This is a genomic window from Streptomyces sp. NC-S4 (assembly GCF_054353315.1).
Map to the genome: position 1 here is coordinate 6323950 of NZ_CM135937.1, position 20373 is coordinate 6344322.

The 20373-nt window shown below is 72.9% G+C and carries 14 protein-coding genes; 10 read left to right on the top strand and 4 right to left on the bottom strand.

Annotated features, from left to right (window positions below):
- Positions 1-36 precede the first annotated feature (36 nt).
- Entirely contained in the window at positions 37-2196 is a 2160-nt protein-coding gene (locus ACXNSR_RS28605; RefSeq protein WP_458638238.1) for a RecQ family ATP-dependent DNA helicase, read from the bottom strand.
- Between the two features lie 120 nt (positions 2197-2316).
- On the opposite strand from ACXNSR_RS28605, the gene ACXNSR_RS28610 reads away from it, so the two are divergent.
- The 7 genes from ACXNSR_RS28610 to ACXNSR_RS28640 all read left to right on the top strand — a co-directional run bounded on the left by ACXNSR_RS28610 (position 2317) and on the right by ACXNSR_RS28640 (position 12785).
- Entirely contained in the window at positions 2317-3603 is a 1287-nt protein-coding gene (locus ACXNSR_RS28610) for a DUF4192 domain-containing protein (RefSeq protein WP_458638239.1), read from the top strand.
- 212 nt (positions 3604-3815) lie between these two features.
- Positions 3816-5804, top strand: coding sequence for a glycogen debranching N-terminal domain-containing protein (locus ACXNSR_RS28615; protein WP_458638240.1), 1989 nt, complete (start codon positions 3816-3818; stop codon positions 5802-5804).
- Between the two features lie 120 nt (positions 5805-5924).
- Positions 5925-6671: an NUDIX hydrolase gene (locus ACXNSR_RS28620; RefSeq protein ID WP_327382894.1), complete on the top strand. Its 747-nt coding sequence runs from the start codon at positions 5925-5927 to the stop codon at positions 6669-6671.
- A gap of 209 nt (positions 6672-6880) precedes the next feature.
- A complete protein-coding gene (locus ACXNSR_RS28625; protein ID WP_458638241.1) occupies positions 6881-8686 on the top strand; it encodes an ATP-binding cassette domain-containing protein in 1806 nt (601 codons plus the stop codon).
- A gap of 191 nt (positions 8687-8877) precedes the next feature.
- The gene (locus ACXNSR_RS28630; RefSeq protein WP_458638242.1) at positions 8878-9765 is read left to right on the top strand and encodes a FadR/GntR family transcriptional regulator; all 888 of its coding nucleotides are present in this window, start codon (positions 8878-8880) and stop codon (positions 9763-9765) included.
- A 372-nt stretch (positions 9766-10137) separates the two neighbouring features.
- Entirely contained in the window at positions 10138-11721 is a 1584-nt protein-coding gene (locus ACXNSR_RS28635) for an RNA polymerase sigma factor (protein WP_458638243.1), read from the top strand.
- A gap of 137 nt (positions 11722-11858) precedes the next feature.
- A complete protein-coding gene (locus ACXNSR_RS28640; protein ID WP_458638244.1) occupies positions 11859-12785 on the top strand; it encodes a serine protease in 927 nt (308 codons plus the stop codon).
- A 109-nt stretch (positions 12786-12894) separates the two neighbouring features.
- Here the strand turns inward: ACXNSR_RS28640 and ACXNSR_RS28645 are convergent, their stop codons facing one another.
- A complete protein-coding gene (locus tag ACXNSR_RS28645) occupies positions 12895-13128 on the bottom strand; it encodes a DUF7455 domain-containing protein (protein WP_030028922.1) in 234 nt (77 codons plus the stop codon).
- Positions 13129-13576: 448 nt separating this feature from the next.
- Here ACXNSR_RS28645 and ACXNSR_RS28650 point away from each other — a divergent pair, with 448 nt between their 5' ends.
- The 3 genes from ACXNSR_RS28650 (at position 13577) to ACXNSR_RS28660 (ending at position 17948) form a co-directional block, all read left to right on the top strand.
- Positions 13577-15697: a DNA gyrase/topoisomerase IV subunit B gene (locus tag ACXNSR_RS28650; protein ID WP_458638245.1), complete on the top strand. Its 2121-nt coding sequence runs from the start codon at positions 13577-13579 to the stop codon at positions 15695-15697.
- Between the two features lie 173 nt (positions 15698-15870).
- Positions 15871-16359 (top strand): DUF485 domain-containing protein, encoded by a 489-nt coding sequence (locus ACXNSR_RS28655; RefSeq protein WP_458638246.1) that lies wholly within the window; start codon positions 15871-15873, stop codon positions 16357-16359.
- Entirely contained in the window at positions 16356-17948 is a 1593-nt protein-coding gene (locus ACXNSR_RS28660; protein WP_458638247.1) for a solute symporter family protein, read from the top strand. The genes ACXNSR_RS28655 and ACXNSR_RS28660 overlap by 4 nt, the downstream gene beginning before the upstream one ends.
- Before the next feature lie 49 nt (positions 17949-17997).
- Here ACXNSR_RS28660 and ACXNSR_RS28665 read toward each other — a convergent pair whose 3' ends face one another.
- Positions 17998-18657: a response regulator gene (locus tag ACXNSR_RS28665; protein WP_455680291.1), complete on the bottom strand. Its 660-nt coding sequence runs from the start codon at positions 18655-18657 to the stop codon at positions 17998-18000.
- Between the two features lie 38 nt (positions 18658-18695).
- A complete protein-coding gene (locus ACXNSR_RS28670) occupies positions 18696-20312 on the bottom strand; it encodes a sensor histidine kinase (RefSeq protein ID WP_458638248.1) in 1617 nt (538 codons plus the stop codon).
- Between the last annotated feature and the right edge of the window lie 61 nt (positions 20313-20373).

Consider the following 20373-nt stretch of genomic DNA (forward strand, 5'->3'; position numbering starts at 1 on the left):
ATCCTTGCCCCGCCACGCCGAAGATGACGCATTCGGCTAGCCCTGAAGCGCCAGCACCAGCGGGAACACCTCTTTCGCGCCTGCCCGCCGCAGCAGCCGGGCGGCCACCGCGATGGTCCACCCGCTCTCCGCGCGGTCGTCGACGAGCAGCACCGGGCCCGTCGACTGCGCCAGCGCATCGGCCAGTGCCGGGGGCACGGTGAGGGCCTCGTGCAATCCGCGCACCCGCTGCGCGCTGTTCGAGGACAACGATCCGAACTCCGGGGCCCGGTCCGTGTAGGCGAGCGTGCCGAGCAGCGGCATCCGCCCGATCTCCGCGATCCGCTCGGCCAGCGAACCGATCAGCCGGGGGTGGCTGCGCGAGGGCAGGGCGACCACGCCCACCGGCCGGGCCGGCGCGTCCGGCGCCCCCGAGGCCCAGCCGCCGGGGCCCCGGGCCCAGTCGGCGAGCACCGCGACCACCGCCTGCGCGACGTCGTCCGGAACCGGCTGGTCAGGTGCCTGTGGGGCCAGCATCGGGCGCAGCCGGTTGCCCCATCCGATGTCGGACAGCCGGCCCAGCGCCCGGCCCGTCGAGGCCTGCTCCCCGGCGGGGATGCGTCCCTTGAGGTCGACGCCGACCGCCGCGAGCCCGGTCGGCCACATCTTGCGCGGTTCCAGCTCCACGCCCGGGCGGCCGAGTTCACCGCGCGCGGTGTCGAGCGCGGCGGTGGAGACCTCCGCGGTGAACCGGGCGCCGGCGCAGTTGTCGCAGCGGCCGCAGGGCGCCGCTTCCTCGTCGTCGAGCTGGCGGCGCAGGAACTCCATCCGGCATCCGGTGGCCGCGGCGTAGTCGCGCATGGCCTGCTGTTCCGCGGCTCGCTGGCGGGCGACCCAGGCGTAGCGCTCGGCATCGTAGGCCCAGGGTTCGCCCGTCGAGGTCCAGCCGCCCTTGACGCGGTGCACGGCGCCGTCGACATCGAGCACCTTGAGCATGGTCTCCAGCCGGGTGCGGCGCAGATCGACCAGCGGCTCCATGGCGGGCAGCGACAGCGGCCGGCCGGCCTGGGCCAGGACGTCGAGCGTGCGGCGCACCTGCTCCTCCGGCGGGAAGGCCACCGAGGCGAAGTACTGCCAGATCGCCTCGTCCTCCCGGCCGGGCAGCAGCAGGACCTCCGCGTGCTCCACGCCGCGGCCCGCGCGGCCGACCTGCTGGTAGTAGGCGATGGGGGAGGAGGGCGAGCCGAGGTGCACCACGAAGCCCAGGTCGGGCTTGTCGAAGCCCATCCCGAGGGCGGAGGTGGCCACGAGCGCCTTGACCCGGTTCGCCTGGAGGTCGTCCTCGGCCTGCTGGCGGTCGGCGTTCTCCGTCTTGCCGGTGTACGAGGCCACCGTGTGCCCCCGGTGGCGCAGGTAGGCGGTGACCTCCTCGGCGGCCGCCACGGTCAGCGTGTAGATGATCCCGGAGCCGGGCAGGTCCCCGAGGTGGTCGGCGAGCCAGGCCAGCCGGTGCGCCGCGTCCGGCAGGGTCATCACGGCCAGGCTCAGACTCTCGCGGTCCAGCGGGCCGCGCAGCACCAGGGCGTCCGTACCGGCCCCGGTGCCGAGCTGTTCGGCGACGTCGGCGGTCACACGGGCATTGGCCGTGGCGGTCGTGGCGAGCACCGGGACCCCCGGCGGCAGGTCGGCCAGCATGGTGCGCAGCCGGCGGTAGTCGGGGCGGAAGTCGTGGCCCCAGTCGGAGATGCAGTGCGCCTCGTCGACCACGAGCAGTCCGGTGGCGGCGGAGAGCTTGGGGAGGACCTGGTCACGGAAATCGGGGTTGTTGAGCCGCTCCGGGCTCACCAGCAGCACATCGACCTCACCCGCCGCCACCTCTGCCTGGATCGACTCCCATTCCTCGGGGTTGGCGGAGTTGATGGTCCGGGCGCGGATCCCGGCCCGGGCCGCCGCCTCGACCTGATTGCGCATCAGCGCGAGGAGCGGGGAGACGATCACGGTGGGGCCGGCGCCGTTCGCCCGCAGCAGTGAAGTGGCGACGAAGTACACCGCGGACTTGCCCCAGCCGGTGCGCTGCACCACCAGCGCCCGCCGCTTGTGCGCCACGAGGGCCTCGATCGCCCGCCACTGGTCCTCGCGCAGCCTGGCGGCACCCGTGGGGTCGCCCACGAGACGGGCTAGTACGGAGTCGGCCGAGGACCTCAGGTCTGCGTTCATACCCCCATGCAACCCGATGCCTCCGACATCGCGCCAATGCCGCTCCGGGCCTGTGGACAACGGTGGCGGGAGTTATCCACAGGGCTTTCGGGATCGGATCATGCGCGGGACCTTCATGGCATGACGAACAACCACGAATCACGCACCCCGTCCGACCGGCCCTCCCTCAGCCCGGCCGGAGCAGCCACCGGGCCCCAGATCACCCTGCGCAGCCCGGCCGAACTGGCCGACGCGCTGCCCTACATGCTCGGCTTCCATCCGACCGACTCCCTCGTCATGGTCGCCGTGCACGGCGAGGGCGGGCGTTTCGGCGGCAGGCTCCGCGTCGGCATTCCCAGCTCGCCCGCGGAATGGGAGGACACCGCCCGGCAGGTCGCCGAATGCCTGATCAGGGGCAGCGAACGGCGCGGAGGCAAGCCCGACGGCATCGTCGTCTACCTCTGCCAGGAGCCGGGAGAGGAGGAGAGCGGCCGACAGGTGATGACCCGGCTGCGGCCGCTCGCCCAGGGGATCCGGCTGGCCTGCGGCGCACTGGACGTGCCCGTACTGGAAGCCCTCTGCCTGTCCGCGGCACGGTTCTGGTCCTACGTGTGCCCCGACGAGCGGTGCTGCCCGGCCGAGGGCGGCCGGCTGGCCGCTGTCGGCACCTCGGTGCTGGCGGCGACGGCCACCTTCGCCGGGCTCCAGGTCCGGGGCTCCCTCAAGGAGATCGAGGGCAGGATGGCACCGCTGCGCGGGACCGTGGCCGAGGAGGCGGAAGTGGCCCTCGACAGGGCGGCCGCCGCCCTGATGCCCAGGATCCTCGACGGGGCCACCCGCGAGGAGGTCGGCGCCGAGACCATCGCCCTGGCGCGGACCCTGATGCGGCGCCTGACCCTGGCCCCGCCCGTCGAGGGCGGCCCCCACGCCGACGACTGGGACGACGCGCTCCTCGGCCACGACGAGGCCGCCTCACTGATTCTCGGACTCCAGGACCGCGAGATCCGGGACATCGCGGCGGAATGGATGGAGGACGAGGACGCGGCCCCGGCCCTGCGGTTGTGGCGGGCCCTGGCCCGGCGCTGCGTCGGGGCCTACGGCGAGCACGCCGCGGCCCCGCTCACCCTCGCCGGCTGGGTCTCGTGGTCCACGGGGGACGAGCCGACCGCCCGGATCGCCTTCGGCCTGGCCCTGCGGGCGGACGCCGAGTACCGCTTCGCCCAGCTGCTCCACCACGCGTGCAACGAGGGGATCGACCCCGAGGGGCTGCGCCAGTGCCTGCGGGAGGAGCGGCGCCGCCGGGAGCCCGGGCGCGGGCGTCCCTCGGGCGGTACCCGCCCTCCCGGCCGACGGGGCCGGACGTCCCCCCGCCGCGGGTTCCGCCGTACGGCGCGGAGCGAACGCCGTGCCGCGCGGAGCGAGCAGTGAGCACGCGCGGGCGCACGCCGTCCGGGGGCCCGGTGCGACTGCTCCGGTACGCCCTGGGCCCACCCCGGCGGCAACGGCTTCACCCCGGGCACACCCGGACGGCGCCCGGGCCCGTGACCCGGGCGGGGGCGGGGGCGTTCAGCTGGGGGGTGGTGTGCCCCCGGCCGCGCCGCCGCCCAGCCGAACCGACCGGAGCGCAGACAAGGCGACACATGTCCCTCCCCGCACCTCCCCGCCCACCCGTCGTGCCCGCCGCCCGCAGGGCCGAACTGCCGCCCGTGCACGGCGCCGTCATGTGCGTCGCCGCGCCCTGCCTGGTCATCTCCCCGGAGCACGGCCAGCTGACCGGGCGGGGGATCGACGGGATCTACCGGTCCGGGCGCCGCCTGCTCTCCCGCTGCGTCCTGCGCGTCGGCGGGAGGGACCCGGTCGCCGTGCAGGGGCGCAGCCTCGCCGCCGACCGGGCCGTCTTCACCGCGACCGTGCGCACCGGAACCGAGCCCGGCCCCGACCCCGACATCGGTGTGGAGAGGGTCCGGCACGCGGACGGCACCGAGCGGATCACCCTGCGCAGTTTCACGGCCCGGCCGGTACGCCTGCCCGTGGAGGTGCTGCTCGGTACCGATCTGGCGGAGCTGGCCGCCGTGGCCGCCGGCCGGGCCGGACCGGACCTGCCCGCCGGGGTGCACGCCGCCGGGCTGCGCTGGAGCACCGGCGAGGCGCAGGCGGTGATCGCCGCAGACCCGCCACCGGACGACGCCCTGGCTTCGGCGGGGCTGCTGCGCTGGCAGCTCGAACTGGCTCCCGGTGAATCGCGCACCATCGAGCTGCGGACCACACAGCACCGGGTGGTGCGGGCCCCTGCCGGGCAGGTGGCGAACCCACTGGCCGACGCCCGGGCCGAGGGGGACGACCCGAGGGCCGAGGCGTGGTTCCGGACCAGCGTCCAGGACCTGGGCGCGCTGCTCCTGCGGGACCCCGAGGAACCGGGTGACGCCTTCGCCGCGGCGGGCGCGCCCTGGCGGCTGGGCCTGGCCCCGGCGGAATCGCTCTGGGCCGCCCGGATGGCGCTGCCGCTCGGAACCGGTCTCGCCGCGGCCACCCTGCGCACGCTTGCCCGGACCCAGGCCGAGGAGCGGGGACCCGGCCTCGGGAAGATCCCGGGCCCGCTGCGCGGAGCGGGCGCGCAGCTCCCACCCGGGTGCACCGGCACCGAGGCGACCCTGGCTTTCCCCGCGGTGTTGGCCGAGGCCCGGCTCTGGGGCATGCCCGAAGAGGACGTGGCCCGGCTGCTGCCGGCCGCCGAGGGGTGCCTGAACTGGCTGCGCGGCGCGCTGGGGGAGGACGGCTTCCTGGCCGATCCCGATCCGGGCCCGCGGCGCTGCGAGACCCAGGCCCACGTCCATCGGGCCGCGGTGCTCGGCGCCGATCTGCTCGCCGCCTGCGGCCGGCCCGGAGCCGAGGAGTGGCGGGAGCGGGCGGTCGGGCTGCGGGAGCGGTTCCGGGCCCGGTTCTGGATCGACGGCCCCGACGGCGGCCGGCCCGCTTCGGCCCTCCACCCAGACGGGAGGCCGCTGCCACGGCTCACGGGAGCCGCCGCCCACCTGCTCGACACCGGACTGCTCAGCGGCGGCCGGGTCGCCCCGGGACTCCTGGACCGACCCCGCGCCGAGCAGCTGGCCCGGCTGCTCGGCGCCCCCGCCATGGATTGCGGATGGGGGCTGCGCAGCATGGCCGTCAAGGAGCCCGGGTACAACCCGTTCGGCCACCGCTCGGGCGCCGTGCGGGCGTACGAGAGCGCGGTGGCCGTGGCGGGCCTGGCCCAGGCCGGCTTCGAGAAGGAGGCCGCGGGCCTGCTCGGAGGCCTCCTGGACGCGGCGGAGGCCTTCGGGTACCGGCTGCCGGAGATGTTCGCGGCCGAGCAGCGCACCGCGGGCAGCGCCCCCGTGCCGCACCCGGCGGCCTGCCGCCCGGCCGCCGTGGCCGCGGCGGCCGGGATCCACGCGCTGACCGCCCTCGCCGGGATCCGCCCCGACGCCCCCGCGGGCACGGTCGCCCTCGCACCCCTCCCCGGAGCCCCCCTGGGCGGGCTCAGGTTCTCGGGCCTGCGGGTGGCGGGGGAGTCCTTCACCGTCCGGATCAGCCGGCTCGGCCTCGGCATGGTGGAGGAGGCGGCCGATGCGCTCCAGTTGGGTGGCTGAGCACGCTCACCCCGTTCGGACCGGAACGTCCGGCCGATCGGAGGCCTCCGGTCCTCGGTGCACCGTCTTCAAGGTCACCAAAGCGCTGTTTATCGTCAGGCAGACGACTATGATCGCGGCATGTCGCCCTACGACCCGTCGGCCTATCCGCCCTTCGCCGTCACCGTCGACCTGGTCGTGCTCACCGTGCGGCGCCACGCGCTCTGCGCGCTGGTCGTCCGCAGAGGTGAGCAGCCGTTCCAGGGGAGCTGGGCGCTGCCCGGAGGATTCGTCCGCGGGGACGAGGACCTGGCGGGGGCCGCCGCCAGGGAGCTCTCCGAGGAGACCGGTCTGTGCGCGCACGACCCCGCCCTGCCCGGCGCGGGCAACGGGGCGCACCTGGAACAGCTGGCCACCTACGGTGATCCGAAGCGGGATCCGCGGATGCGCGTCGTCAGCGTGGCGCACCTGGTGCTGGCTCCGGACCTCCCTGCGCCGCGTGCCGGGGGAGACGCCAACAGCGCCCGCTGGGCCCCGGTCGACGAGGTGCTCGCCGACACCGACGAGGCCTCCACCGGGCTCGCCTTCGACCACGCCCGGATCCTCGCCGACGGTGTGGAGCGGGCCCGCTCGAAGATCGAGTACTCCTCGCTGGCCACCGCCTTCTGCCCGCCGGAGTTCACGGTCGGCGAGCTGCGCCGGGTCTACGAGGCGGTCTGGGGTGTGTCCCTCGACCCGCGCAACTTCCACCGCAAGGTCACCGGCACTCCCGGATTCCTGGTGCCGGCCGGAGGTACGACGACCCGTCAGGGCGGGCGTCCGGCCCAGCTGTTCCGCGCGGGCGGAGCCACTCTCCTCAACCCGCCGATGCTGCGTCCGGAAGTCTGACACCGCGGCCCACGAGGCGCCGTGGGCAGTGGCGGGACCGCCGTGCCCGATCCCGGTACCGGATGCGGAGGACCCGCCGTGCGTGCGGGGCCCGGCGGCCGTATCGGCATTCCATCGGACCGGTTGCGCTGAATATCGGACATATCGCGTTATCTTGCTTGCGGTACCCACCCTGCCGCTGAGCGGTCTCACCCCCCGCGAGAGAAGCGATGCTCCAGGCCATCGGACTCACCAGCAAACCCCGCCCAGACGCCCCGCCCCTCGTGGACGACCTCACCTTCGAGGCCCGCCCGGGGCATGTGACCGCCCTGCTCGGCGAGCCGGGATCGGGCAAGACCACCGCACTGCGGCTCATGCTCGAACTCGAACCGGGCCGTGGCGTCACCTACTTCCGCGGCCGCGCGCTGCACCGGATCCCGCACCCCGGCCGTGAGGTCGGAGTGCTCCTCGGCGACGTTCCCGGCAACCCCGCACGGACCGTCCGCAACCAGCTGCGGATGCTCTGCGCCGCGGCCGGGGTGCCGGCCTCCCGGGCCGACACCATGCTGGAGGTCGTCGGCATCGCGGGACTGCGGGACGAACGGCTCGGCTCGCTGTCGCTCGGCATGGAACGCCGGGTCGCACTGGCCTCGGCCCTGCTCGGCGATCCGTGCACCCTGCTGCTCGACGAGCCCGGCGCCGGACTCTCCCCCCGCGAACGCGGCTGGCTGCACGGACTGCTGCGCGGCCACGCCTCCCTGGGCGGCGCGGTGCTCTTCACCACCGACGACGCCAAGGAGGCCGCCCGCAGCGCCGACCGTGTCGTCAGCATCGAGGCGGGCCGACTCGTCGCCGACCAGGACGCGGCCGATTTCGCCCGGACCAGGCTGCGGCCGCGGGTCGCCGTGCGCACCCCGCACGCGGCCCGGCTGGCCGACGTGCTGGGCCGGGAGGCCCGGGCCGCCCGGCGCTCGGTGGAGATCGTCGCCGAGAGCGGCAGCCGCCTGTCGGTGTACGGCAGCAACTGCGCCGAGGTCGGCGAGGCGGCGTTCCGGCACGGCGTGCTGGTCCACCAGCTCGCCGACGAGACGGGCGACGCCGGCGGGCCGACGGCGCCCGTACCGGCCGCGCGCGCCGCGGCCGGAACGCCTCCGGAGCCCGGTGAGGCCCGCGCCGCGACCGCCGGCGAGGCCGCCCACGAGGTCTCCGGCGAACACCCCCGGCAGGTCCGCCCCGGGCGCCCGGCCTCGGCCGTGCGCCGCGTGGGCGGCCCGCTGCGTCCCCTGCGCTACGAGCTGCTGCGGGTCTTCGGGACCGCCACCCCGGTCCTCACCGCCGCCCTCGTCGTCGCCGTCTCCGTCCTCACCGCCCTGGTGCTGGCCCGGGTCGGGCAGACCCCGCAGAACCGGCTGCTCGCCGCCTGGCCCGAACTGCTGCCGCTGCCGCCCGCCGCCCTGGGCGCGGGCCTGCTCGGCGCCCTGGCCTTCGGCGAGGAGTACCGCTACCCCGCACTCGCCGCCGACCGGGGCACCGTGCCCCGCCGGATGGGGCTGCTCACCGCCAAGCTGGGCACCTGCGCCGCCCTCGCGCTGCTGCTGGGCGCCCTGGCGGTGGCCGCCGACGCCGCCGCCCTCGCGCTGGTCTTCGACAGCGGCCCGCTGCGCACCCCGGTGGAGTGGCTCTCCCCGGCCGTGAGTTGGGCCGGGCTGCTCATCGGCTGTGCCTGGGCCGGGGTTCTGGCCTCCGGCGTCTTCCGGTCCGCCACCGCGGGACTGGCCGCCGTGCTCGCCGTACCGGTGATGGTGGTTCCGCTGGTGCGCAAGGCGCTGGAAGGTTCGTCCGCGTACCCGTCGGCCGGGCTCGCGTCCCGGCTGCGCGGCCTGACCTGGGGGCAGTGGCCGCCGGAGGTCGACCGCCTGCTGGTGGGGGCCCTCCGAGTGATGGCCCAACCCGTCGGTACCGCACTGGTGTTGTCGCTGATGGTCCTGTTGTGCGCCTATGGGTTCACCGGACTGCGCAGCCGGGTCCGTTGGTGATCGTTCCGGTACGGGAGGAGTCGCGGACGGGACCGTTGCGGTCCGTGTCACGTCAAGCGGACCGCAACTCCCCGCAAAACGTCGGATTCTTTACGATAAGTCGTCAATTGCGTAGGTGGCACCGATCACCCTTTCGTGTGCTTTTCACCAAAGACCTCAAGGGTCGTGGAGGCACGGCCGACAAAGGATTCGTGAGTACCCTTGCGCACACCATGATGACCGCCGCCCGCCATGCCGACTCCGGCCTCGCCGGCTCGGGCGAACTCGACCGCTACCCCTACGCGGAGACCCCCGGCTCCGACCGCGTCGGAGCGCCCCATTGGGACGGTGCCGACGTCGAGTTGAGCCGCGTGGGCCGCCGAGCGGCAGGCAGCCGCGGACGCGGACTGCACGGCCAACTCGTCCAGCAGCTCGGCCAGATGATCGTCTCCGGCGACCTCGGTGCGGACCGCCCGCTGGTCCCCGAGGAGATCGGTCAGCGTTTCGAGGTCTCCCGCACGGTCGTCCGCGAATCGCTGCGGGTCCTGGAGGCCAAGGGCCTCGTCAGCGCCCGCCCCAACGTCGGCACCCGGGTCCGTCCCGTCGCCGACTGGAACCTGCTCGACCCCGACATCATCGAATGGCGCGCCTTCGGCCCGCAGCGCGACGACCAGCGCCGCGAGCTCGGTGAGCTCCGCTGGACCATCGAGCCGCTCGCCGCCCGCCTCGCCGCCGGCCACGGCCGCCCGGACATCCAGCAGCGCCTCTCGGACATGGTCGAGATCATGGGCCACGCCCTCGGACAGGGCGACGCGATCACCTTCGCGCGCGCCGACAACGAATTCCACGCGCTCCTGATCCAGGTCGCCGGGAACCGCATGCTGGAGCACCTCTCCGGCATCGTCTCCGCCGCCCTCCAGGTCTCCGGCAGCCCGGTCACCGCCTGCGACCGCCCGAGCGAGACCTGCGTCGCGCACCACGCACGGATGGTCGAGGCCCTCGCCGCGGGTGACGCGGCGGGCGCCGAGAACGCCATGCGCCAGCTCCTGACGGTTCATCCGGAGGTCGAGCGCGTGGTTCCCGCCCCGCGCGAGCACTGACGGGCGGACGCGCGGGGGCGCGGGGGTGCGGAACGTGTCGCCGGGCCCGGTCGGGTCCGGCGACACCGGCGTGAAATCCCTTTCGCGGTGGTTCGGTGTGCGTGGAGCACCGGGTATGACCACAGGAGCGGCACTCGTGCGTACGGGGTGTGACTCGGGCCACGAAGATTGGGCGTAACGCTCTGCGAGGTCACGCGATGACGTAAGAGGTGATGGCCGACGGAGGGAAGACAGCAGCCCTTGGGGGGTGCTGTGCAGCTCCCCGGCCCCTGCCCGCGCCGCCGGCCCATCCCCGGTCGGTGGTCGTCGGCTCCGGTCCAGCACCACCAGGCCGGGGTCGGAAGCCGTTCCCATCGTTCCGAGAGGTTGTTCGTGTCGGCCAGCACATCCCGTACGCTCCCGCCGGAGATCGCCGATTCCGAGTCTGTGATGGCGCTCATCGAGCGGGGCAAGGCCGAGGGGCAGATCGCCGGCGATGACGTGCGTCGGGCCTTCGAGGCTGACCAGATTCCTGCGACCCAGTGGAAGAATGTTCTGCGCAGCCTCAACCAGATCCTCGAGGAAGAGGGTGTGACGCTGATGGTCAGTGCCGCGGAGTCGCCCAAGCGCACCACCCGCAAGAGCGTCGCAGCCAAGAGCCCGGCCAAGCGGACGGCCACCGAGACCGTCAAGAAGACGGCGGCCAGGACGACGGCAGCGCAGCCCGCGGCCACCGCGGCCCCGGCGGCCGGGACGACGGACCCGGAGATCGTGGACGCGCTCGCGGGAGAGCCCGGAACGGAGCCCGCCGCCAAGAAGACGGCGGCGAAGAAGACGGCGGCCAAGAAGGCCGCGCCCGCCAGGAAGACGGCCGCCAAGAAGACGGTGGCGAAGAAGACCGCCGCCAAGAAGGACGCGGACGAGGCGGGCGAGGACGAGAGCGCGGACGAGGGTCCCGACGCCGTCAAGGCCGAGGCCGAGGAAGAGGAGGAGGGCGGGGAGAACAAGGGCTTCGTCATCTCCGACGACGAGGACGACGCACCCGCCCAGCAGGTCGTGGTCGCCGGCGCCACCGCCGACCCGGTCAAGGACTACCTCAAGCAGATCGGCAAGGTCCCCCTCCTCAACGCCGAGCAGGAGGTCGAGCTCGCCAAGCGCATCGAGGCGGGTCTGTTCGCCGAGGACAAGCTCGCGAACTCCGACAAGCTGGCACCCAAGCTCAAGCGCGAGCTGGAGATCATCGCCGAGGACGGCCGCCGGGCGAAGAACCACCTGCTGGAGGCCAACCTCCGCCTCGTGGTCTCCCTCGCCAAGCGCTACACCGGCCGCGGCATGCTCTTCCTGGACCTGATCCAGGAGGGCAACCTGGGTCTGATCCGCGCGGTCGAGAAGTTCGACTACACCAAGGGCTACAAGTTCTCCACCTATGCGACCTGGTGGATCCGGCAGGCGATCACGCGCGCCATGGCCGACCAGGCCCGCACCATCCGCATCCCGGTGCACATGGTCGAGGTCATCAACAAGCTCGCCCGCGTGCAGCGCCAGATGCTCCAGGACCTGGGCCGCGAGCCCACCCCGGAGGAGCTGGCCAAGGAACTCGACATGACCCCCGAGAAGGTCATCGAGGTCCAGAAGTACGGCCGTGAGCCGATCTCCCTGCACACGCCGCTCGGCGAGGACGGCGACAGCGAGTTCGGTGACCTCATCGAGGACTCCGAGGCGGTCGTCCCCGCCGATGCCGTGAGCTTCACGCTGCTGCAGGAGCAGCTGCACTCGGTGCTCGACACCCTGAGCGAGCGCGAGGCCGGCGTGGTCTCGATGCGCTTCGGCCTCACGGACGGCCAGCCCAAGACCCTCGACGAGATCGGCAAGGTCTACGGGGTCACGCGTGAGCGGATCCGCCAGATCGAGTCGAAGACGATGTCGAAGCTCCGGCACCCGTCCCGCTCGCAGGTGCTGCGCGACTACCTGGACTGACCGGGCGGCTTCCGGCGGCGCCGGGAGCCGTCGGAAGCCGATGGGGACGACAGGGCGACGGTGGCCGCGCGGGTGCGCTCGGCCACCGGGCGACCCACTCTGGGTGGAGTCATGCACACTCGGAGTCAGGAGGCCTCATGCGTCGTCCCTTTTCCCGTGCTCTGGCGGGAGTGCTGACCCTGGCGGCGGGAGCGGCCGCGGCGCCGTTCGCCCAGGTGCCGCAGGCGGTCGCGGACAGTGTGGTGATCGGCGGGAAGCCGGTGAAGGTGGCCGACAGCCCCTGGGTCGTCGCCCTCGCCAGCCGTGACCGGTTCGGGGGTACGCGGGGCGGGCAGTTCTGCGGAGGCGTGGTCGTGTCCCCGACCAGGGTGCTGACCGCGGCGCACTGCCTGGGCAGCCAGGTGCTGGGCGGCCCGGTCGAATCCGTGGCCGACTTCCGGGTGATCGCCGGGCGCACCGAGCTCCGGGCGGCCGAGGGCCGGGAGATCGCCGTGCGCGGGGCGAGGGTGAATCCGGCCTACGACCCGACGAGCAATGCCGGGGACCTCGCGGTTCTGGAGCTGGCCGAGTCGGTACCGGCCCACTTCGTGCTGCCGATGGCGGCGGCGGGGCATCCCGCCTACGCGGCCGGGACCGGGGCGGCGGTCTACGGCTGGGGTGACACGAGCGGCTTCGGTGACTACGCGTACGGGCTGCGCGCCGCCGGCGTGACGGTGCTGGCGGACGAGGTCTGCGAGCGCGCCTACCCCGGGGACGCGGACGGGCAGTACCGCGCGCAGTCCATGGTGTGCGCGGGGGACAGCGGCGGCGGCAAGGACGCCTGCCAGGGGGACAGCGGCGGACCGCTGGTGGCGCAGGGGCGGCTCATCGGGCTGGTCTCGTGGGGCCGGGGCTGCGGGCGCGCCGACAGTCCGGGGGTCTACACGCGCGTCGCCCCGTTGGTCGACTTCGTGCTGGCCCCGGAGACGGGTGCGCAGCCCGGGGAGGTCCAGGACGTCGGGTGGGGTGCCCACGGGGCCCCACGGCCGCACGCAGGGCCCGTACAGGGGCATCGCGCGCCCTAGCCGCGGGGTCGTGGACGTGAGGACGGGCGGCACCCCTGGGTCTCAGGGGTGCCGCCCGTCGACCGGCCTGGCCGGTCCTGGCTCGTCGGATGCGAGGTGCAGGCCTGTGTCAGCGGTCCTCGGGTTCGGCATGGGCAGCCGGAGCGGACGTGAGCCGCTCGGTCTCATCCTGTATTTCCGCGGCGATCTTCTTGAGTTCCGGCTCGAACTTGCGCCCGTGGTGGGCGCAGAAGAGCAGTTCACCGCCGCTCAGCAGGACGACGCGCAGATATGCCTGGGCGCCGCAACGGTCGCATCGGTCAGCGGCCGTCAGCGGGGTCGCGGGTGTCAGAACAGTAGTCACGTCGCCTCTTCTCTAGCTCGACGAGCTGTCGTACCAGGGTCAACATCCAACCAGGCCGAAAACGTTCCCGCTCGCGGCTTTTCCTCGAAACTTCCTTCCGAAGCTGGCCGGCTGTTGCCGGTTGGCGGCGAAGGAGCCGTATTGCGTTGCTTTACGGTTTCGCGTTGTCACTCGTGCGCTTGTTGCAGTTCCATCCTCCCCCGGCGTGAGTGCCAGGTTGTTCATGAGGACGTGCCCGAACCCTAAATGGTTCATGCGCGGAAGGGAACGTGATGTTTCCTTCACCCGCGCGGGGGATCGAACACCCGTGCGGATCTGGACTAGGGTGAGGAATGCGCGAGGGTGGCGTTGCATCGGCTCTACCTGGCCTCGGTACCCTTCGAGCGGCACCCGAGCCACCCCTGCGCCCGACCGGGCCAGAAAAGAAATTCAGCGAGGAGCGAACTGCGTGACCGCCGACACGTCCGTGCCTTCCAGCGCGCTGCTGTCCGGAGCAGACCGGGACGGTTCCAACTACACCGCGCGGCACCTGCTCGTCCTCGAAGGGCTGGAGGCCGTCCGCAAGCGCCCCGGCATGTATATCGGCTCCACCGACAGCCGGGGCCTCATGCACTGCCTGTGGGAGATCATCGACAATTCCGTCGACGAGGCCCTGGGCGGCTACTGCGACCACATCGAGGTGATCCTCCACGAGGACGCCTCCGTCGAGGTCCGGGACAACGGCCGCGGCATCCCCGTGGACGTCGAGCCCAAGACCGGCCTGTCCGGCGTCGAGGTCGTCATGACCAAGCTGCACGCCGGCGGCAAGTTCGGCGGCGGCTCCTACGCGGCCTCCGGCGGCCTGCACGGCGTCGGCGCCTCCGTCGTCAACGCCCTCTCCGCCCGCCTCGACGTCGAGGTCGACCGCAACAGCGCGACCCACGCCATCAGCTTCCGGCGCGGCGTCCCGGGAATGTTCACCGAGCAGGGCCCCGACAGCCCCTTCGACCCCGCCAACGGCCTGCGCAAGGCCAAGCGGATCGCGAAGGGGAAGACCGGCACCCGGATCCGCTACTGGGCCGACCGCCAGATCTTCCTCAAGGACGCCCGGCTCAACCTGGAGACGCTCTACCAGCGCGCCCGCCAGACCGCCTTCCTCGTCCCCGGCCTGACCCTGGTCGTCCGGGACGAGCGCGGCATCGACGGGGCCGGCAAGACCGAGGAGACCTTCCGCTTCGACGGCGGCATCAGCGAGTTCTGCGAGTACCTCGCCCAGGACAAGGCCGTCTGCGACGTGCTGCGGCTGACCGGTTCGGGCACCTTCAAGGAGACCGTCCCGGTCCTCGACGACCGCGGTCACATGACCCCCACCGAGGTCACCCGCGAGCTCGGCGTGGACATCGCCCTGCGCTGGGGCACGGGGTACGAGACGGGCGTCAAGTCCTTCGTGAACATCATCGCCACCCCCAAGGGCGGCACGCACGTCACCGGATTCGAACGCTCCGTGACCAAGACCGTCAACGAGGTGCTGCGCTCCGCCAAGCTGCTGCGCGTCGCCGAGGACGACGTGGTCAAGGACGACGCGATGGAGGGCATGACGGCCGTCGTCACCGTCCGCCTCGCAGAGCCGCAGTTCGAGGGCCAGACCAAGGAGGTGCTCGGCACCTCCGCGGCGACCCGGATCGTCGCCGCCGTGGTCGCCAAGGAGCTCAAGGCCTTCCTGACCTCCACCAAGCGCGACGACAAGCAGCAGGCCCGCGCCGTGATGGAGAAGATCGTCGCGGCGGCCCGGACCCGGATCGCGGCCCGTCAGCACAAGGAGGCGCAGCGTCGCAAGACCGCGCTGGAGACCTCCTCGCTCCCCGCCAAGCTGGCCGACTGCCGCAGCGACGACGTGGACCGCAGCGAGCTCTTCATCGTCGAGGGCGACTCCGCCCTCGGCACCGCGAAGCTCGCCCGCAACTCGGAGTTCCAGGCGCTCCTGCCCATCCGCGGCAAGATCCTCAACGTCCAGAAGTCCTCGATCTCGGACATGCTCAAGAACGCCGAGTGCGGGGCGATCATCCAGGTCATAGGAGCCGGCTCGGGCCGGACCTTCGACATCGACGCCGCCCGGTACGGCAAGATCGTGCTGCTCGTGGACGCCGACGTCGACGGCGCACACATCCGCTGCCTGCTGCTCACGCTCTTCCAGCGGTACATGCGCCCGATGGTCGAGGCCGGGCGGGTCTTCGCGGCCGTGCCGCCGCTGCACCGGATCGAACTGGTCCAGCCGAAGAAGGGCCAGGACAAGTACGTCTACACGTACTCGGACAACGAGCTGCGCCAGACCCTGCTGGAGTACCAGCGCAAGAACATCCGGTACAAGGACTCGATCCAGCGCTACAAGGGTCTCGGCGAGATGGACGCGGACCAGCTGGCGGAGACCACCATGGACCCCCGTCACCGCACCCTGCGCCGGATCAACATCGGCGACCTGGACTCGGCCGAGCAGGTCTTCGACCTGCTCATGGGCAACGAGGTGGCCCCCCGCAAGGAGTTCATCACGAGCTCCGCGGCGACCCTGGACCGCTCGCGCATCGACGCCTGATCCAGGGGCCGCCGACCCCGGCGGAGACCCTCACCGAACGCGCCACGGCACACCGGCGCTCTTCGCTCCATCACCTGTTGGAGTGAAGAGCGCCGGTACACCAGTCCGGAAAGCCCCATTCCGCACATCCTTGTGGGCACGCGGCCACTGCGGCGGCGGACAAGGAGAGTTCGGTGGACAAGCACGAAGGTCGTGATACCGGAACGATCCGGCTGGACGACCCCTGGTACGACGCACTGGCCGTCGGGTGGGGCGAGGGTGAGGAAACGTCCCAGCCGGTCCCGGCCCCCGGTGGCGGACACCCCGCGCCCGGCGCATCCGACATCTACCTCGAAGTGCAGCGCAGCGCCGCCTTCCAGGAGGTGCGCAGCCGCTACCGCAGGTTCGTCGTCCCCGCCACCGCCGGGTTCTTCCTCTGGTACGTCGCCTACGTGGTCGCCGCCACCGCCGCGCCCGGCCTGATGGCCCGGCCCGTGGTGGGCGCGGTCAACGTGGCCATGCTGGCGGGGCTCGGACAGTTCCTCAGCACCTTCCTGCTGACCTGGGCCTACGCCCGGCACGCGCGGCTGCGCCGGGACCGGGCAGCGCTCGATCTGCGCTGGACCGTCTTCGAGCAGGAACGCGGTCAGGAGCGGACGCGGGCGAGGAGGGCCGGCCGGTGACCACCGAGCACCAGACCCTCGCGCTGATCCTGTTCAGCCTCTTCATCGCCGTGACCCTCGGCATCACCACCTGGGTCAGCCGGAACCGGCACGGTTCGGCCGAGGAGTTCTACGCGGGCGGGCGCTTGTTCTCCCCGATGGAGAACGGCTTCGCCATCGCCGGCGACTACATGTCCGCGGCCTCGTTCCTCGGGATCTCCGGCCTGATCGCCCTCTTCGGCTACGACGGGCTGCTGTACTCGGTGGGCTTCCTGGTGGCGTGGCTCGTGGTGCTGTTCCTCGTCGCCGAACTGGTCCGCAACTGCGGGCGCTTCACCCTCGCCGACGTGATCGCCGCCCGGATGAGCGAACGTCCGGTGCGGATCGCCGCCGGCATCTCCTCGGTCGTCGTCTCCGTCCTCTACCTCATTGCGCAGATGGTCGGAGCGGGCAGTCTGGTCGGCCTGCTGCTGGGGAATTCGGGCGCCGTCGCCCGGACCCTCACCGTGGTGGGGGTGGGCGCGCTGATGGTGGTCTACGTGTCCTTCGGCGGGATGCGGGCCACCACCTGGATCCAGATCGTGAAGGCCGTACTGCTGATGGGCGGCGCGGTCACCCTGACCGTGCTCGTGCTGCTGCGCTTCCACGGGAACTTCGACCAGTTGCTCACCAGCGCCGCCGACCGCAGCGGGCACGGCCGGGCGTTCCTGGGCCCCGGCCTCAAGTACGGCGGGGACTGGACCGCCCGCATCGACTTCATGAGCCTCGGTCTCGCGCTGGTCCTCGGGACCGCCGGGCTGCCGCACATCCTGTCGCGGTTCTACACCGTGCCCACCGCGCGGTCGGCGCGCCGTTCGGTGGTGTGGGCGATCGCGCTCATCGGCGGGTTCTACCTGATGACCATCGTGCTCGGCTTCGGGGCGGCCGCGCTGGTGGGGCCGGACGAGGTACGGGCCTCCAACGCCTCCGGGAACACGGCCGTTCCGCTGCTCGCGGCCTTCCTCGGCGGGGGCGCCGACTCCACCGGGGGCGCGGTGCTGTTCGCCTTCGTCGCCGCCATCGCCTTCGCCACCATCCTGGCCGTGGTCGCCGGTATCACCCTGGCCTCCTCGGCCTCCGTGGCGCACGACCTGTACGCGTCCCTCAAGCGCCGGCACGCCCGCCAGCGCAGCGAGGTCGCGGTGGCCCGGGGCGCGGCCGTCGGCATCGGGGCGGTCGCGATCGCCCTCGGGCTGCTCGCCCAGGACCTCAACGTGGCGTTCCTGGTGGGGCTGGCCTTCGCGGTGGCGGCTTCGGCCAATCTGCCGGTGCTGCTGTACTCGCTCTTCTGGCGCGGCTTCACCACGCGCGGAGCCGTCTGGTCGGTGTACGGCGGTCTGATTCCGGCGGTGCTGCTGGTGCTGGTGTCGCCGGTGGTGTCGGGCAGCGCCGATTCCCTCTTCCCCGGTGTGGACTTCCAGTACTTCCCCCTCCAGAACCCGGGGATCGTCTCGATCCCGTTGGGCTTCCTGGCGGGCTGGCTGGGCACGGTCACCTCGGGCGAGGAGGCGGACGAGGCGAAGCACGCGGAGACGGAGGTCCGTTCCCTGACCGGAGCCGGAGCGGTCTGAGGGGTGGAGCGGCCGGTCGGGCAGGAGGCCGGGCGGTCGGCCGTCGCTGTCAGGCAGGCCCCTCCGACGGGAGCCAGGTGTAGCGGTGTTCCGGGCGGCCGGTCTCGCCGTAGCGCAGGGCGAGGCTGACCCGGGCGGTGCGTTCGAGGAGCTTGACGTAGCGCTGGGCGGTCTGCCGGCTGATGCCCGCACGGTCGGCGATCTGCTGGGTGGACAAGGGGCCTTCGGCGGACCGCAGCACCTGGCGGACGAGCTCCGCGGTGCTGGCGGAGTGGCCTTTGGGGAGCTCGTTCGGGGATCCCGCGGCGGCGAGGGCGCCGAAGATCCGGTCCACCTCGGCCTGTTCGGCCTCACCGCCCGTGTCCAGGGTGCGGCGCAGGGCCCCGTACGCCTCCAGCCGGCTGCGCAGTCCGGCGAAGGTGAAGGGTTTGACCAGGTACTGCAGGGCGCCGAGGCGCATGGCGGCCTGCACGGTGGCGAGGTCGCGGGCCGCGGTGACCATGATCACATCGGTGCGGTGGCCGAGCTGGCGCAGCCGCCGGACGAGGTCCAGGCCGTTCTCGTCGGGGAGGTAGTGGTCCAGGAGGACGAGGTCCACCGGATGTGAGGTGAGCAACTCCAGGGCTTCGGCGGCCGAATGTGCCTGTGCCGTCACCAGGAATCCGGGAACCTTTGCGACGTACGCCGCGTTGATCCGGGCAACACGCATGTCGTCGTCGACGACCAATACGTGGATCGGGGTCTCGTTCACCGCAGGGCCTCCGGGAGTACGACGGAGAATTCCGCCCCTCCGTCCGCTGCTTCACCGGCCCGGGCGCTGCCGCCCTGCCGCTCCGCGAGGCGGCGTACGAGGGCGAGACCCAGCCCGCGCTCGCGGTGGGCCTTGGGCTGCTTGGTCGACCAGCCCTCTGTGAAGATCTCCTCGCGGCGCGCGGCAGGCACCCCGGGGCCGCTGTCGCGCACCCGCAGCACGGCGGTACGGCCCTCCGCGCGCAGCTCCACCTCGACCAGGGGCGCCGCCGAACCCGCTGCGGCGTCCAGGGCGTTGTCCACGAGGTTGCCGAGGATCGTGACGAGGCCGCCCGGGTCCACAAGGCGGTCGGGCAGCAGGGTGGAGCCGGCCAGCCGCAGGGGAACGCCGCGCTCGGCGGCGACGGCCGCCTTGCCCACCAGCAGGGAGGCCAGAAGCGGATCGTGGACCTTCTCGGTGACCTGTTCGGCCGTCGTGCGGTGCACGCCGGCGACCTCGGTCACGAACTCCACGGCCTCCTCGTGCAGGCCCAGCTCCAGCAGGCCGAGGAGGGTGTGGAGGCGGTTGGCGTGCTCGTGGTCCTGGGCGCGCAGGGCCTCGATCAGGCCCCGGGTGGAGTCGAGCTCGCGGCCCAGGTGCTCCAGTTCGGTGCGGTCGCGCAGGGTGGCGACGGCGCCGCCGTCCTCGGTGGGCATGCGGTTGGCCACCAGCACCCGGGGGCCCTGGACCGTGAGCAGGTCCCGGCCGACGACACGGCCCGACAGGACGTCCGCGGTGCGGCCCGCGCCCAGTACGTCCTCCAGCGGGCGTCCCGCACAGCCGTCGGCGCCGTCCGGGGCGAGGCCCAGCAGACGGGCGGCCTCGTCGTTGACCAGCCGGATCCGGCCGTCGGGGGCCAGGGCGATCACGCCCTCGCGGATGGAATGCAGCATGGCCTCGCGTTCGGCGAGCAGGCCGGCGATGTCGGAGAAGGCCAGGTCGCGGGTCTGCCGCTGGATGCGGCGGGAGAGCAGGTAGGCGGCGAGGGCGCCCGCGGCCAGGGCGCCGCCCGCGTAGGCGAGCAGACCGGGGATCGCGCCGAGCAGCCGGTCGCGGACGCTGTCATAGGCGATGCCGACCGAGACGGCGCCGACGATCTCGCCGTCGGCCGCGAGGAGCGGGACCTTGCCCCGGGCGGAGCGGCCCAGGGTGCCCTCGTCGATCTCCATGACCTCGCGTCCCGCCAGGGCGTCGCTCGGGTCGGTGGAGACGGGCAGCCCGATCCGGTCGGCGCTCGGGTGCGAGCGGCGGATGCCGTCCAGGTCGAGCACGACCACGTACTCGGCTCCGGTGGCGCGGCGGATCCGCTCGGCCGAGGACTGTACGGGGCCGTCGGCCGAGGGCCCGGAGCTCAGGACCCCGGCGGCCAGCGCGGGGTCGGCCGCGGCGCTCTGCGCTATGGCCAGGGCGCGCCGCATGGCCTGGTCGTCGAGCTGGGCGCTCAGCGGAGCCAGGAACAGGCCGGTCGCCAGTACCGCGACCCCGGCGGCGATGGCCAGCTGGGTCAGCAGGATCTGGGAGACGGCCCGTCTGGGCAGCCCGAGGCGCCGAGAGCTCGTGAGGGGGAACCGCATGGGCAGCAACGGTAGGTCGGCACCGGCGCAAGCGGAATGCTTTCGCCCGGCTTGTCGGGTA

Bases quoted from the DNA above. Each gene is read 5' to 3' on its own strand.
- ACXNSR_RS28605 (WP_458638238.1), bottom strand. From the start codon at position 2,196: ATGAACGCAGACCTGAGGTCCTCGGCCGACTCCGTACTAGCCCGTCTC.
- ACXNSR_RS28640 (WP_458638244.1), top strand. From the start codon at position 11,859: ATGCGTCGTCCCTTTTCCCGTGCTCTGGCGGGAGTGCTGACCCTGGCG.
- ACXNSR_RS28665 (WP_455680291.1), bottom strand. From the start codon at position 18,657: ATGCGTGTTGCCCGGATCAACGCGGCGTACGTCGCAAAGGTTCCCGGA.
- ACXNSR_RS28610 (WP_458638239.1), top strand. From the start codon at position 2,317: ATGACGAACAACCACGAATCACGCACCCCGTCCGACCGGCCCTCCCTC.
- ACXNSR_RS28620 (WP_327382894.1), top strand. From the start codon at position 5,925: ATGTCGCCCTACGACCCGTCGGCCTATCCGCCCTTCGCCGTCACCGTC.
- ACXNSR_RS28670 (WP_458638248.1), bottom strand. From the start codon at position 20,312: ATGCGGTTCCCCCTCACGAGCTCTCGGCGCCTCGGGCTGCCCAGACGG.
- ACXNSR_RS28615 (WP_458638240.1), top strand. From the start codon at position 3,816: ATGTCCCTCCCCGCACCTCCCCGCCCACCCGTCGTGCCCGCCGCCCGC.
- ACXNSR_RS28625 (WP_458638241.1), top strand. From the start codon at position 6,881: ATGCTCCAGGCCATCGGACTCACCAGCAAACCCCGCCCAGACGCCCCG.